This window comes from Mangrovicoccus sp. HB161399, assembly GCF_013184745.1.
Taxonomy (GTDB): domain Bacteria; phylum Pseudomonadota; class Alphaproteobacteria; order Rhodobacterales; family Rhodobacteraceae; genus Mangrovicoccus.
This window is the reverse complement of the sequence record NZ_JAATVU010000023.1, coordinates 20,880-33,957: the sequence shown is the minus strand read 5'-3', so window position 1 is coordinate 33,957 and position 13,078 is coordinate 20,880. Positions and strand designations below refer to the sequence as shown.

The following is a 13,078-nucleotide window of genomic DNA, read 5'->3' as shown; positions in this document are numbered from 1 at the left end:
CCGCCCCGCGCGGGCGGGAGCGAACATGCAGGGCCCTGGCGGCACGCGGGACATCCCACCGCGCGCGGCCGGGGCCCTCTTGTGTCCGGAGCCGGGAACGGGGACAGTCGGCGGGGACGCAGCCTCCGGAGGTTCCGCCTTGTTCCGCTCCCATAGACCCGCGCGCGGCTGGGGTGCCATCCGGCGCCTGCCCCGCATCGTCCGGCACCGCGTGACCGACCCGCGCTGGACGCTGCCCCCGCTGCGGGCGGCAATTCTGTCGGACCTGCATGTCGGCGCGCCCTGGGTTTCGCTCGGCCTGCTCGAGCGCATCGTCGCGCAGGTCAATGCGCTGGAGCCCGACATCGTCCTGCTGCCCGGCGACCTCCTGCTTGACCGCAACATGTGGCGCTTCTCCCGCTTCGTCCCGGCCGGGCAGATCGCCGAACGGCTGGCGGCGCTGCGCGCGCCCTTGGGCACGTGGTCGATCCTCGGCAACCATGACTGGGTCGATTGCGACCTTGCGCGCGATACGGACCACCTGCGCAACTCGGTGATCGAAGCGCACGCCGCCCACGGCCTGCCGCTGCTGCGCAACGAGGCCCGGCACATCCCGCATGGCGCAGGCGGCTTCTGGCTGGTCGGCACCGACAGCCAGCGGGCGCGGAAGTCCCGCGAGGGCGGACAGCGCCGCTACACCAGCTATCTCGATGCCGGGGCCGCCTTTGCCGGCGTTCCGGATGGCGCCCCCGCCATCCACATGGCGCATGAGCCGGACTATTTCGCCAGCGCGGATCCCCGCGCATTCCTCCAGATCAGCGGCCATACCCATGGCGGGCAGATCAAGCTGTTCGGCCGCTACCCGAAAGTGCCCTCGGACTACGGCAGCCGCTACGCCGGCGGGCACATATGCGAAAACGGCAATCATTTGATCGTCTGCCGCGGCATCGGCTATTCCGGCATCCCTTTGAGGATTGGCGTGCCCCCCGAAATCGCTATCGTCGCGCTGGGGTAGAAACAGGAGGGAATCCCATGGAGGAAGTCGTCATCCTGGACGGCGCGCGCACGGCGATCGGCGGCTTCGGCGGCAGCCTGGCCGGGACCGCGCCGATCGCGCTCGGCGCCATTGCGGCCAAGGCAGCGCTGGAGCGTTCGGGGGTGGAGCCGGGCCAGATCGGCCATGTCGCCATGGGCCACGTGATCAACACCGAGGCCCGCGACATGTATCTTTCGCGCGCATCGGCCATGGAGGCGGGCATCCCCGACGGCACGCCCGCGATGAACGTCAACCGGCTCTGCGGCTCGGGGCTGCAGGCGACCGTGTCGGTGATCCAGTCGATCGCCATGGGCGACGCCGAATTCGGCCTTGCCGGCGGCGCCGAGAACATGAGCCGCGCGCCCTATTCCAGCCAGGCCGTGCGCTGGGGCCAGAAGATGGGCGACATGGGCATGCAGGACATGATGGTCGGCGCGCTCACCTGCCCCTTCGGCACCGGACACATGGGCATCACCGCCGAGAATGTCGCGGCCGAGCACCAGATCAGCCGCGAGGACCAGGACGCCTTCGCGGCGGAAAGCCAGGACCGGGCCGCCAAGGCCATCGCCGCGGGCCGCTTCAAGGACCAGATCGTGCCGGTCATGGTCCGGGTGAAGCGCGACGAGGTCGCCTTCGACACTGACGAGCATCCCAAGGCGACCACGCTGGAGAAGCTCGCCGGGCTGCGCCCCGCCTTCCGCAAGGACGGCTCGGTCACGGCCGGCAATGCCTCGGGCCTCAATGACGGCGCGGGCGCGCTGGTGCTGGCCTCGGCGGAGGCGGCGGCGAAGGCCGGGCTGAAGCCGAAGGCGCGGATCCTCGGCTATGCCCATGCGGGCGTGCGCCCCGAGGTGATGGGCATCGGCCCGATTCCCGCGGTCGAGAAGCTGCTGGCGCGGACCGGCCTGACGGCGGCGGATTTCGACGTGATCGAGTCGAACGAGGCCTTTGCCGCGCAGGCGCTGGCAGTCAGCCGCGGACTGGGGCTCGACCCGGCCAAGGTGAACCCGAACGGCGGCGCCATCGCGCTCGGCCATCCGATCGGAGCGACCGGCGCGATCATCCTGATCAAGGCGCTCTACGAGCTCGAGCGTACCGGCGGCAAGCGCGGGCTGGCCACGATGTGCATCGGCGGCGGCCAGGGCATCGCGCTGGCCTTCGAACTGCTCTGATCCCGGACCGCGGGCGGGGGCAGCCCGCCGCCCGCGTTCAGCCTCTGTTCATCCCCCTCGATTAAGCATTTCCGCGGAGAGCCCCCGAGGATGCGGATGACGAAGGAGCAAAGCCCCAGCTTGCAGGAATTGCTGGCTGCCGAACGGCGCGCCCGGCTTGCTGCGGAGCAGCTCCTCGAAACCAAGCATGCCGAACTGACCCGCGCGAACCGGCGCCTCGGGCTGCATGCCCGCCAGCTGACCGAGGAAGTCATCCAGCAGCGTCGCGAGGTGCGCGAGGTGCGCACCGAGGCCGAAGTGCTGAAGGGCCAGGCAAGCAAGGCGCAGAAGGACCTGGAACGCGCCCACCGCCAGGCCACCGTGGCCGAAAGGCGGCTGTGGGACGCGCTGGAGACGATCCAGGACGGGTTCGCCGTGTTCAACCGCCGCGACCAGCTGCTGATCGCCAACCGCTCCTACCTGTCGATCTTCGACGGGCTCGACGGCATCCGCCCCGGCATCACCTATGGCGAGCTGCTGCAGCTGCTGCTCGACGAGGGCATCGTCGACATCGGCGCCGAGACGCCCGGCGCCTGGCATGACGCGATGCTGGAGCGCTGGACCGGCGAGCAGATCGAACCGATCGTGCTGCGGCTGTGGAACGACACCTATGTGAAGCTGATGGACCGGCGCGGCCAGGACGGCGACCTGGTCAGCCTGGTGCTCGATATCACCGACACGATCCGCTATGAGCGCGACATCGAGGATGCCCGCCAGCGCGCCGAGGCCGCGGCCCGCGCCAAGGCCGCCTTCCTCGCCAACATGAGCCACGAGATCCGCACGCCGATGAACGGCGTGGTCGGCATGTCGGAACTGCTGATCGAGAGCGAGCTCGACGAGGAGCAGCGGCTCTATGCCGAGACGATCAAGAACTCGGCCGAGGCCCTGCTGGTGATCATCAACGACGTGCTCGACTATTCCAAGATCGAGGCGGAGAAGCTGGTCCTGCATCCCGAGCCTTTCGACCTGGAGCGGGCGATCCACGAGATCCTGGTGCTGCTGCAGTCCAGCGCCGCCGACAAGGGCATCGACCTGCTGGTCGATTACGACATGTTCCTGCCGACGCGCTTCGTCGCCGATCCCGGCCGCATCCGCCAGATCCTGACGAACCTGATCGGCAACGCGGTGAAGTTCACCCCGGCGGGCCATGTCCTGGTGCGGGTCACCGGCTATCCCCAGGACCACGGCAGCAGCTTCAACCTGCATGTCACGGTGGAGGATACCGGCATCGGCATTGCCGCCGACAAGCTGGAGCTGATCTTCGGCGAATTCAGCCAGGTCGAGGACGAGCGCAACCGCAAGTTCGAGGGCACCGGGCTGGGGCTCGCCATCACCCAGCAGCTGGTCGGCATGATGGGCGGCGAGATCTGGGTCGACTCGGTCCCGGGCGAAGGCTCCTGCTTCGGCTTCCAGCTGACCATCGAGGCGGTGGAGCCGCCGCTGCCGCAGGATTTCTCCCTGCCCGAGGGGCTGCGCTCGGCGATGGTGGTCGACGACCTGCCGATCAACCGGATGATCCTGGAGAAGCAGCTCTCGACCATGGGCCTGCGCGTGGCGACCTACCGCTCCGCCGGGGCGGCGCTGAACGACGATCCCGGCCGGTTCGACCTGGTGCTGTTCGACAACGACATGCCGGAGATGGACGGCCTGGCCTTCGCCGAGCGGCTGCGCGCGCGCAGCTGCAACAACCCGGTGATCCTGATGACGGCCAATCCCTCGCATCTGGCCGCACAGGAGCAGGAGAGCCGGGCAATCTTCGCGGTGGTGCAGAAGCCGATGCTGCGGCGCGACCTGCACATGCGGCTGCGCGAGCTCGCCGTGGCGATGGAGGCCGCGGCCGCCCAGGCGGTCCTGGTGCCTCGCGAACGGATGCGCATCCTGGCGGCGGAGGACAACAAGACCAACCAGCTGGTCTTCTCGAAGATGCTCAAGCAGCTGGAGCTGGAGATCACCTTCGCCAATGACGGAATCGAGGCGGTCGAGAAATTCCAGACCCTGCGGCCGCACCTGGTCTTCATGGACATCTCGATGCCGCGGATGGACGGCAAGGAGGCAACCCAGAAGATCCGCGGCATCGAGAGGGCCGAGGGCCTGCCGCGCACGCCGATCTGCGCGCTGACCGCCCATGCGCTGGACGGCGACGACCAGGGCATTCTGGAGGCCGGGCTGGATTTCTACCTGACGAAGCCGCTCCGGCGGCAGGAGATCGTCGAGCGCATCCGCGCCCATGTCCCCGAGGGCATGGAGATCGATCCGCCCGGCGAACAGGCGGCCGCCCCGCCCCGTGCGCCGCCCCCGCCCGACGCTGCCGCCCCGCGCGGATCGCCGGCCTAGATCGCCTCGCGCACCGCGCTGAGGAATTGCTGGGTGCGCTCCTTGCGCGGGTTGGAGAACAGCTCGGCCGGCGGCCCCTGCTCCTCGATCCGCCCGCCGTAGAAGAAGCAGACCCGGTCGGAGATGTCCCGCGCGAAGCCCATCTGGTGGGTGACCATCAGCATGGTGAGGCTGTATTCCGCGACCAGCTTGCGGATGACATTGGTGACCTCGCCGATCACCTCCGGATCGAGCGCCGAAGTCACCTCGTCGAACAGCATCACCTTCGGCCGCATGGCCAGCGCCCGGGCGATGGCGACGCGCTGCTGCTGCCCGCCCGAAAGCTGCGCCGGATAGTGGCCGAGCTTGTCCGCCAGCCCGACCAGTTCGAGCAGCTCCGCCGCCCGCTCCCGCGCCTCGGCCTTCTTCAGCCCCAGCGCCCGGACCGGCCCCTCCATGCAGTTCTGCAGCGCCGTCATGTGCGGGAACAGGTTGAAATGCTGGAAGCACATGCCGATGTTGCGGCTCATCCGCCGCAGGTGCGCCTTGCCTGCCGGGACCAGCGCGCCGTTCCGCTCCATGTGCGTCAGCGGCGCGCCGTCGACATGGATCACGCCGCCGTCGATGCCTTCCAGCGTCATCAGCACCCGCAGCACCGTGGTCTTGCCCGACCCCGATGGCCCGATGATGGAGACCATCTCGCCGGGGGCGACCTCCAGGTCGAGATTGTCCAGCACGGTGAGCGCGCCATAGCGCTTGGTGACGCCCGCGAAGCGGACCATCGGCTGGGTGACGGGCATTTCCATGGTCATCTGTCGGCCTCCTGGGGCGTTCCGGCGGGGTGGCGGGCGGTCCCCGGCGGGAGACCGATGCGGATGGTGTCCGTTGCGGGGCGCGCGCAGCAGAGCAGCACGCGGCCGGGATCGGGCGGAACGATTCCGGCGGGATAGGCCACCGCCCCCTCCTCAAGCGCCGCCTCGCAGGTCCGGCAGAGGCCGGAGCGGCAGGCGGCGGGCGGGCGCAGGCTGCTGCGCGCCTCCAGCCAGTCGAGCAGCGCGCCGTCCGGCGGCGTCCATTCCGCGCCGATGCCGGTTCCCGCGACCGAAACCTCGGCCCGCCCGGCCGTGCCGGCGCCGTCCCCGGCGGGCGGCAGCCCGAACAATTCGAAATGCAGCGCCTCCGGGGGGCGGCCCTGGGCGGCGAAGGCGCGGCGCACGTCCTCGATCATGGCGAGCGGGCCGCAGGCGAAGACCTCTGCATCGGGGCGGAAGCGCGCAAGGAAGGCCCCGAGATCCGGGCGCCCGCGGGCATGGCCGACCGCGGCCGCCTGTCCCGACCCGGTCAGCCAGATGTCCGCCTCCATGTCCGGAAGGGTCCGGGCCAGACCGGCCAGTTCCTCCGCATAGACGGCGGACCCGGCGCTGCGGACGACATAGACCGCCGCGATGCGCCTGTCCGGCCGCGCGCGGCGGAGCGCACGCAGATGCGACAGGACCGGGGTGATGCCGATGCCCCCGGCAATGTAGACCAGCGGCGCGGTCCCGCGCACCGGCAGCAGGAAGTCCCCGGATGGCGGATAGAACAGCGCGGTCTGCCCGGCGGCATCGCCATGCACGAGCCGCGCCGAGAGCGACTCCGCCGGACCGGCACCAGCCCGCGCCCGAACGGCAATCGTGTAGGGCGCATCGGGAGCGTCCCCTGCCGGGCCCGCGATCAGGGAATAGCACCGGTAGACCGGCGCCGCGCCCGGGAAGGCATGGCCCAGCGTGATGAACTGCCCCGGCTGCCATCCCGGCGGTGGCGTCCCGAACGGCGCGATGTCGATCTCGGCCGCGTCCGGGGCGATGCTGCGGCGGGCGGCGATGAGGCAGGCGAGCGGCCCGGAGGCAAGCTCCGGCCGGAAGCGCGCGACGCGCTCGCGGACGATCTCCGCGGCGCCGGGCAGAAGGTCCGGCGAGGCGAGCACCCGCTCCACCAGGTCCGGATCCAGATCGAATCCGGTCAGCACCGCGTTCAGCTCGGCGACCGTGGCATTGCGCGGATCGGTGGAGATGCGCGCCACCGCGTCGCCGACGCCGATCTCGCCCGCGCGATGGACGGAGGTGTAGACCCCGGTCCGCCCGCTGGCCGAAAACCGCGTGACGAACCCCTGCGGCGCGCCGAGGAAATGCCGCAGCTTGTAGCAGGGGATCCTGGGCGTGGTGACACGCAGCACGGCAGTGCCAAGCGCCAGCAAGTCGCCGATCCGCAGCCCGGTTTCGTCGGGCCCGTCGTAAAGGACGTTCTCCGCGAAGGACGCCGGGGGCAGCGCGCGGCCCAGCTCCGCCTCGTAGGCGGGGTAATGCGCGCGGCAGAAGAGATATACAGCATGGTTCTCCCGGCCGAGACGGCGGCTGTCCGCCAGCTCGTCGCCCAGCAAGCCCTCCCGGCCGACCGGAGCCGGCCGGTCCCACGCCTTGCGGCGATAGCCCGTGCGGCCGGGGCGGCCGTCGAACAGCTCGGGACGGGCGCGTCCGGAATAGACGCCGAGGACTCTGCCTTCCATCGAATGGCCGCTCCGTGATTGTCACGCGTCGTATACATCTTCTATGCCTGCAGCCATTAGGCGTCCAATTTTTTGACATTTTCAAAGGAAAAATTCTCAAGATGTATTTTTCTCTAGGTTCGGGAGGGATTCTCGCACAACCTTTCATCACCGGAACGGCGAACGGAACAACAGGGAGAACCCGATCATGAGAGGAACGCTGGCAACCGCGGGCGCAGTGTGTGCACTGGCCCTTTCGCAGCTGGCCACCGCTGCCGCCGCGCAGGAAACCCTGCTCGGCAAGTACAGGGAAGCGGGCGTCCGCGTCGGCATCGCAGGCTACGCGCCCTACGGCTACAAGCAGGCAGATGGATCCTTCACCGGCGAACAGGTGGAAGTCGTCCAGCATGTCCTGACCGAGATGGGCATCACCGACATCGAGTACATCGCGATGGATTTCGGCGCGCTCATCCCGTCGCTGGTGGCCGGGCGGATCGACATGTCGGCGGCCGGGATGTACATCCGGCCGGAGCGCTGCGAGCAGGTGCTGTTCGCCGAGCCGACCTTCGGACAGGGCGCCGCCTATGTCGTGAAGGCCGGAAATCCCAAGAACCTGCACAGCTTCACCGACATCGCGGAAACCGACGGCGCGATCCTTGCCGTCCTGGCCGGCGGCACCGAAGAGGACCTCGCCCTCAAGGACGGCGTGCCGGAGGACAAGCTGCTGAAGGTTTCGGACAAGGCGGCCGGCATCTCCGCGGTGCTGTCGGGCCGCGCCGACGGCTTCGCGCTCTCGGCCTTCGCCATCGCCGACATCGTGCGGACCGCGGGCGAGCTGATCGGCGTCGAAAGCTCGGGCTCGATCACCGAAATCGCCGGCGAGGTCTACAAGGGCCACGGCGCAATCTCCTTCCCCAAGGGGACGGGCGACGACATGGCCGCCAACCTGGAGTTCCGCGACAGCTTCAACGCCATCCAGACCGCCTATATCGAGTCGGGCGGCTATGCCGAGATGGCGTCGGCCTGGGGCTTCACCCCCGCGGACGGTCCCGCCTACGACATGGCCACGCTCTGCGGCAGCGGCCTCTGAGCAGGACCTCGGGCCGGGGCGCGGCGCACGTGCCCCGGCAGGCATCCCGACAGGAGCGCTGACATGTCCATCCGGGCGCTAAGCCTCACCCTTCTCTGCACGGTCCTGCTCGGCGGGGTCTATTTCGCGCGCTCGCCCTTCGCCGGCAGCGCGGCCGTCTTCCTCGACGGGGCGAAGACCACGCTCGCCATCTTCTCGGCCTCGGCGGTGCTGTCGACGGCGATCGCCTTCGCCGCCGGGCTGGGCCGCCTGTCGCCGGTGCGGCCGCTGCGCTGGCTCGCCATCGGCTATGTCGAGATCTTCCGCGGCACTTCGGCGCTGGTGCAGCTGTTCTGGCTCTTCTACGTGCTGCCGCTCTTCGGCCCGCGGATCGAGCCGATGACCGCGGGCATCCTCGGCGTCTCGCTCAATGTCGGCGCCTATGCGGCCATCGTGGTCGAGGCTTCGGTGCGGGCGGTGCCGAAGAGCCAGACGGAAGCGTCCATCGCGCTCAGCCTCGGCGAATTCACCCGGCTGCGCCGGATCATCCTGCCCCAGGCCATACGGATCATGATCCCGCCTTTCGGCAACCTGGCGATCCAGCTCTTCAAGCTCACCGCGCTGGTTTCCTTCATCGGCCTGTCGGACCTGACCTACACGGCCTACCAGCTGAACCAGACGACCTATCTGACGGTGGAGGTCTTCACCATCATCCTGTTCATGTATTTCGCCATCGGCCTGTCGATCACCATCCTGATGAAGCTGCTGGAACGGCGGTTCTCGCGCGGCCATGCGGGGGCAACGGCATGATCTGGGACTGGGGCTACGCCTTCGAAATACTGCCCGCCATGGCCAGCGCCTCGGTCGTGACGCTGGAAATCACGGTCGCGGGCTTCGCCGTCGCCGCGCTGCTGGGGCTGGTCTGGGCCGTCATCGGCCTGCTGGAAATCCCGGCGGTCAGCTTCGCCGTGCGGCTGGGCTGCGAGTTCGTCCGCTCCACGCCGCTGCTGATCCAGCTTTTCGCGGTCTACTACTTCCTGCCTGGCTACGGCATCGTGCTGCCTGCCTTCCTGACCGGGGTGGTGGTGCTGGGCGTGCATTACTCGGCCTATTGCGCCGAGGTCTACCGTTCGGGCTTCCTGCAGGTGCCCAAGGGCCAGTGGGAGGCCGCGATCGCGCTGAACCTCGGCACGCGCGACGTGCTGGCCCGGATCATCCTGCCCCAGGCCGTGCCGCCGGTGATCCTGCCGCTCGGCAACTATTTCGTCGCGCTCTTCAAGGAGACCCCGGTCCTGCTGGCGATCACCATCATCGAACTGGTGGCGACGGCGCGCATCATCGGCAACGACACCTTCCGCTATACCGAGCCGGTCACGCTGGCCGGCGCCTTTTTTCTCGTCCTGAGCCTCGCGGCCGCGCAGGCAGTGCGCTATCTCGACCACCGGATGGCGCTTCGGACGAGGATTTCGCGGGCATGATCGATATGACCGGCCGCATTCGGGCCACGGAGAAGGGCGGCAGCGATGCCGCCGCCGGCGGGGGGCACCGCCCCGAGCAGATCTATGCCGCCCTCAGGCAGCGCATCTGCACCAACCGGATCACCCCGGGCGAGACGCTGCGCGAAGAGGTGCTGGCGAAGGAATTCGACGTCAGCCGCTCGCCGATCCGCCGGGCGCTGGCCAAGCTGGAGCACGAGGGGCTGGTCGAAGTGCGCCACGGCGTCGGCACGCGGGTCACCGAGATCGACAAGGCGGCCCTGGCGGGCATCTACGAAATCCGCATGATGCTCTGGGTGCAGACGGGCCCCTATTTCCAGAAGGACCTGCCCGCGGACCTGGCCGACCGGCTGGAAGGCCATCTCGCCGCCTTCCGCGCGCTGGAACCGATGGATCTGCACGGCTTCGCCGACGTGAATGTCCGCTACTACCTGGACTTCACCTCCTGCGTGGCGAACGAATGCCTGCGCGAAATGCACCGCAGCCTGTTCTTCAGCACGTCTCGCATGTGGCTAATCCAGCTGCCCATGGTCGACTGGGCGGAGATGATCGCCTCGATCGGCAGCGAGATCGAGGACATGATGCGGGCGATCCGGGCGAACGACCCCGACGGGCTCGGCTACATCGCCCGCAATGCCATCGCGACGAATGTCGTGCCCTATCTCGGAATCGGCTAGGCCCCGCGCCGTCTGGGACGGACCGTGCGGGGGCCGGGGTGCCGCCGGTCAGGCTGCGGCCGCGGCCTCGGCGCTGCGCAGGAAGACCGGGCGCTCGGGCGTGCTTTCCGACGGCTGGTAGCGGTAGCCGCCGGCATCGAACCCGGCCAGCGCCTCGGCCCGGTCGATCCGCCGCTCCATCACGAAGCGGGCCATTGCGCCGCGGGCGCGCTTGGCGTGGAAGCTGATCACCTGTGCCGCGCCGTTCTTCTCCTCGAGGAAGACCGGGGTCACCACCGGCACGGCCAGCGCACCGGTGTCGACCGCGCTGAAATATTCGATCGAGGCGCAGTTCAGCAGGACGTCCGCGCCGGCCTCCTCGGCATCGGCATTCAGTGCCTCAGCGATTCGGCTGCCCCAGTATTCGTAAAGGTTCTTCCCTTTCGCCGTCTTCAGGCGGCTGCCCATCTCCAGGCGGTAGGGCTGGATCAGGTCATAGGGGCGCAGCAGGCCGTAGAGGCCCGAGAGGATCCGAAGATGGCCCCGCGCCCAGTATTGCGCGTCCTCGTCCAGCGTCTTCGCCTCGAGGCCCTGGTAGGTATCCCCGGCGAAGGCACGCACGGCCGGACGCGCATCCGCGGGCGTCTCCGCGCGATAGGCGGCAAAGCGGTCGCGGTTCAGCCTGGCCAGCGGCTCGCTGATCGACATCAGCTTGCGCAGGTCGTCCGCGGACAGATCCGCAGCCACTCCGGCAAGATACGCCGCGTCCCCCAGAAAGCGCGGCTCGGTCACCTCGGCAATGCCGGGATCTGTCCAGTCGAGCTTCTTGGCCGGGGAAACGGTGACGAGCATGGGAATCTCCATATCTTGCGGGACATGGGAATATAACCCCATCAGCTAGAGTGTCCAGCGCAGGATCACTCCAGAATGCGGGCCTCGTCGATCAGCATGATCGGGATGCCGTTGCGGATCGGGAAAGCCAGCCCCGCGCCGCGGGACACCAGTTCCTGGCGCTCGGAATCGTAGGACAGCGTGCCCTGCGTGCAGGGACAGACCAGCGCCTCCAGCACGCGGCGGTCCACGGTGGGCGTTGCCTCCGGGTCCTTGCCGCCGCCTTCGCCGTTCACTGCATGATCTCCTCGCCCTGGCCGCCGCCGCGCAGCGCGAACTCGATCAACGTCACGAGGGTCTCGCGCCGGGTCGACAGCGACGGCGCCTCGAGAAGCGCCTGCTTGTCCTCCGGATCGAAGGGGCAGAGCATCGAGAGCGAATTGACCAGCAGCTCGTTCTCGGCCTCCTTCAGGCTGTCCCAGTCGGTCGACAGCCCGGCCTGGTCGAAATAGCGCCCGAGGAGCCCGAGAAAGCGTTCGCGGTGGAACCCGGCATCCGTCTCGGCCGGTCCGAGATCGCGGCCGAAGCCTTCCCAGCTGACATCCATGCGGCGGTAGGCGGTGAAGCCCGAGGCCTCCTTCTGGATGCGGAAGCGCGAGATCCCCGAGAGGGTGATCATGTAGCGCCCGTCCTCGGTCTCCGAGAAGCCGGTGACCCGCCCCGCGCAGCCGATCGCGTGCAGCCCCTTCTCCTTGCCGCCGGGCGCCTCGCAGGGCTGGATCATGCCGATCAGCCGGTGCGAGGTCTTCAGGGTGTCGTCGAGCATCGCCAGGTAGCGCGGCTCGAAGATATGCAGCGGAAGCCGCGCCCGGGGAAGGAGCAGCGCCCCGGGAAGCGGAAAGACCGGAATGGTCGGCGGCAGATCTGCGGCAGAGAACATGACCTGATGGTAGTCCCGAGCGGCGCTCAGGCAAATATCATCGAGGAAAGTTTCCGGCGCCCCTTCTGGGCAATCGGATCCGTCGGCTTCAGCGCGTCGAAAATGGTGAAGAGCTGCGTCTTCGCCGCCCCGTCGTTCCATTCGCGGTCGCGCCGGAACAGCTCCAGCAGCTCGTCCACCGCGCCCTGCACGTCGCCCGAGGCATGCAGCGCCGTGGCCAGGTCGAACCGCGCCTGGTGGTTGGCCGGATCGGCCTCGACCTGGGCGCGCAGCTCGGCCACCGGACCGGCATCCGCCGCCTGGCGCGCCAGTTCCAGCGCGGCGCGGGCGGTCTCGACCTCGGGGGCCTTGGCGATCTCGGCGGGAACCCCGGCCAGCAGCCCCTCGGCATGGTCGAGCTCGCCCATCGCGACATGGGCGCGGACCAGCCCGCCGAAGGCGCCCGCATTCGCGCCGTCCTCGGCCAGGACCGCGGCAAAGGTCTGCGCGGCATCGACCGCGGCGCCCTCGGCCAGCATCTCCTCGGCGGCGGCAACCGCCTCGCCCAGGCCGCCGTCGCCGACCAGGTCGGTCAGGCGCTTGACGAAGGCCTTGATCTCGGACCCCGGCACCGCGCCCTGGAAGCCGTCGACCGGCTGGCCCTGGTAGAAGGCATAGACGGTCGGGATCGACTGCACGCGCATCTGCCCGGCGATCATCTGGTTCTCGTCGACATTGATCTTGGCCATCCGGACCTTGCCGCCGGCGGCCGTCACCTCGGCCTCGAGCATCGGGCCCAGCGTCTTGCACGGGCCGCACCAGGGGGCCCAGAAATCGACGATGACCGGAACCTCCTGGCTGGCCTCGATCACGTCGGCCATGAAGGTCGCCTCGGAGACGTCCTTGATGAGATCGCCCGCAGCGGCGGCGGGCGCGTCGGTTTTCGTGCCGAATTCAAGCATTGGTGGTCCCCAGCTTCGTTTGGTTGGAGACTATATGCGCAGAATGGCGCGCGAGTCCAAGGGCGGGTTGGCGCGGTTTTTG

General features: G+C 68.9%; 13 protein-coding genes. 7 read left to right on the top strand and 6 right to left on the bottom strand.

The window, feature by feature from the left end:
* Positions 1 to 139: 139 nt before the first annotated feature.
* From HCC78_RS14580 to HCC78_RS14570, 3 genes are all read left to right on the top strand, one after another.
* The gene (locus HCC78_RS14580) at positions 140 to 994 is read left to right on the top strand and encodes a metallophosphoesterase (protein ID WP_172329522.1); all 855 of its coding nucleotides are present in this window, start codon (positions 140 to 142) and stop codon (positions 992 to 994) included.
* Between the two features lie 17 nt (positions 995 to 1,011).
* Positions 1,012 to 2,187, top strand: coding sequence for a beta-ketothiolase BktB (bktB, locus tag HCC78_RS14575; RefSeq protein WP_172329521.1), 1,176 nt, complete (start codon positions 1,012 to 1,014; stop codon positions 2,185 to 2,187).
* Between the two features lie 96 nt (positions 2,188 to 2,283).
* On the top strand, positions 2,284 to 4,560 hold the full coding sequence (locus tag HCC78_RS14570) for a response regulator (RefSeq protein WP_172329520.1): 2,277 nt from the start codon (positions 2,284 to 2,286) through the stop codon (positions 4,558 to 4,560).
* Here the strand turns inward: HCC78_RS14570 and ehuA are convergent.
* Positions 4,557 to 5,351: an ectoine/hydroxyectoine ABC transporter ATP-binding protein EhuA gene (ehuA, locus tag HCC78_RS14565; protein ID WP_305848691.1), complete on the bottom strand. Its 795-nt coding sequence runs from the start codon at positions 5,349 to 5,351 to the stop codon at positions 4,557 to 4,559. The genes HCC78_RS14570 and ehuA overlap by 4 nt on opposite strands.
* Positions 5,348 to 7,084 (bottom strand): MOSC domain-containing protein, encoded by a 1,737-nt coding sequence (locus tag HCC78_RS14560; protein WP_172329519.1) that lies wholly within the window; start codon positions 7,082 to 7,084, stop codon positions 5,348 to 5,350. Before HCC78_RS14560 ends, ehuA begins: the two co-directional genes overlap by 4 nt.
* A 187-nt stretch (positions 7,085 to 7,271) precedes the next feature.
* Between HCC78_RS14560 and ehuB the strand changes: the two genes are divergently transcribed.
* The 4 genes from ehuB (at position 7,272) to HCC78_RS14540 (ending at position 10,305) form a co-directional block, all read left to right on the top strand.
* Entirely contained in the window at positions 7,272 to 8,153 is an 882-nt protein-coding gene (ehuB, locus tag HCC78_RS14555) for an ectoine/hydroxyectoine ABC transporter substrate-binding protein EhuB (RefSeq protein ID WP_172329518.1), read from the top strand.
* A 63-nt stretch (positions 8,154 to 8,216) separates the two neighbouring features.
* Complete coding sequence (gene ehuC, locus HCC78_RS14550; RefSeq protein ID WP_172329517.1) at positions 8,217 to 8,942, top strand: ectoine/hydroxyectoine ABC transporter permease subunit EhuC; 726 nt, start codon at positions 8,217 to 8,219, stop codon at positions 8,940 to 8,942.
* Positions 8,939 to 9,610, top strand: coding sequence for an ectoine/hydroxyectoine ABC transporter permease subunit EhuD (gene ehuD / locus HCC78_RS14545; RefSeq protein WP_172329516.1), 672 nt, complete (start codon positions 8,939 to 8,941; stop codon positions 9,608 to 9,610). The genes ehuC and ehuD overlap by 4 nt, the downstream gene beginning before the upstream one ends.
* Positions 9,607 to 10,305 (top strand): GntR family transcriptional regulator, encoded by a 699-nt coding sequence (locus HCC78_RS14540; protein ID WP_172329515.1) that lies wholly within the window; start codon positions 9,607 to 9,609, stop codon positions 10,303 to 10,305. Before ehuD ends, HCC78_RS14540 begins: the two co-directional genes overlap by 4 nt.
* 48 nt (positions 10,306 to 10,353) lie before the next feature.
* Here HCC78_RS14540 and yaaA read toward each other — a convergent pair whose 3' ends face one another.
* From yaaA to HCC78_RS14520, 4 genes are all read right to left on the bottom strand, one after another.
* On the bottom strand, positions 10,354 to 11,136 hold the full coding sequence (yaaA, locus tag HCC78_RS14535) for a peroxide stress protein YaaA (RefSeq protein ID WP_172329514.1): 783 nt from the start codon (positions 11,134 to 11,136) through the stop codon (positions 10,354 to 10,356).
* 65 nt (positions 11,137 to 11,201) lie between these two features.
* Positions 11,202 to 11,411, bottom strand: coding sequence for a Trm112 family protein (locus tag HCC78_RS14530; protein WP_172329513.1), 210 nt, complete (start codon positions 11,409 to 11,411; stop codon positions 11,202 to 11,204).
* A complete protein-coding gene (locus HCC78_RS14525; RefSeq protein WP_172329512.1) occupies positions 11,408 to 12,055 on the bottom strand; it encodes an LON peptidase substrate-binding domain-containing protein in 648 nt (215 codons plus the stop codon). Before HCC78_RS14525 ends, HCC78_RS14530 begins: the two co-directional genes overlap by 4 nt.
* Before the next feature lie 26 nt (positions 12,056 to 12,081).
* Positions 12,082 to 12,996, bottom strand: coding sequence for a co-chaperone YbbN (locus HCC78_RS14520; protein WP_172329511.1), 915 nt, complete (start codon positions 12,994 to 12,996; stop codon positions 12,082 to 12,084).
* Positions 12,997 to 13,078 lie beyond the last annotated feature (82 nt).

Excerpts from the sequence above, each read along its gene's own strand:
- bktB (WP_172329521.1), top strand. The coding sequence starts at position 1,012 with ATGGAGGAAGTCGTCATCCTGGACGGCGCGCGCACGGCGATCGGCGGC.
- HCC78_RS14570 (WP_172329520.1), top strand. The coding sequence starts at position 2,284 with ATGACGAAGGAGCAAAGCCCCAGCTTGCAGGAATTGCTGGCTGCCGAA.
- ehuA (WP_305848691.1), bottom strand. The coding sequence starts at position 5,351 with ATGACCATGGAAATGCCCGTCACCCAGCCGATGGTCCGCTTCGCGGGC.
- HCC78_RS14560 (WP_172329519.1), bottom strand. The coding sequence starts at position 7,084 with ATGGAAGGCAGAGTCCTCGGCGTCTATTCCGGACGCGCCCGTCCCGAG.
- ehuB (WP_172329518.1), top strand. The coding sequence starts at position 7,272 with ATGAGAGGAACGCTGGCAACCGCGGGCGCAGTGTGTGCACTGGCCCTT.
- ehuC (WP_172329517.1), top strand. The coding sequence starts at position 8,217 with ATGTCCATCCGGGCGCTAAGCCTCACCCTTCTCTGCACGGTCCTGCTC.
- ehuD (WP_172329516.1), top strand. The coding sequence starts at position 8,939 with ATGATCTGGGACTGGGGCTACGCCTTCGAAATACTGCCCGCCATGGCC.
- HCC78_RS14540 (WP_172329515.1), top strand. The coding sequence starts at position 9,607 with ATGATCGATATGACCGGCCGCATTCGGGCCACGGAGAAGGGCGGCAGC.
- yaaA (WP_172329514.1), bottom strand. The coding sequence starts at position 11,136 with ATGCTCGTCACCGTTTCCCCGGCCAAGAAGCTCGACTGGACAGATCCC.
- HCC78_RS14525 (WP_172329512.1), bottom strand. The coding sequence starts at position 12,055 with ATGTTCTCTGCCGCAGATCTGCCGCCGACCATTCCGGTCTTTCCGCTT.
- HCC78_RS14520 (WP_172329511.1), bottom strand. The coding sequence starts at position 12,996 with ATGCTTGAATTCGGCACGAAAACCGACGCGCCCGCCGCCGCTGCGGGC.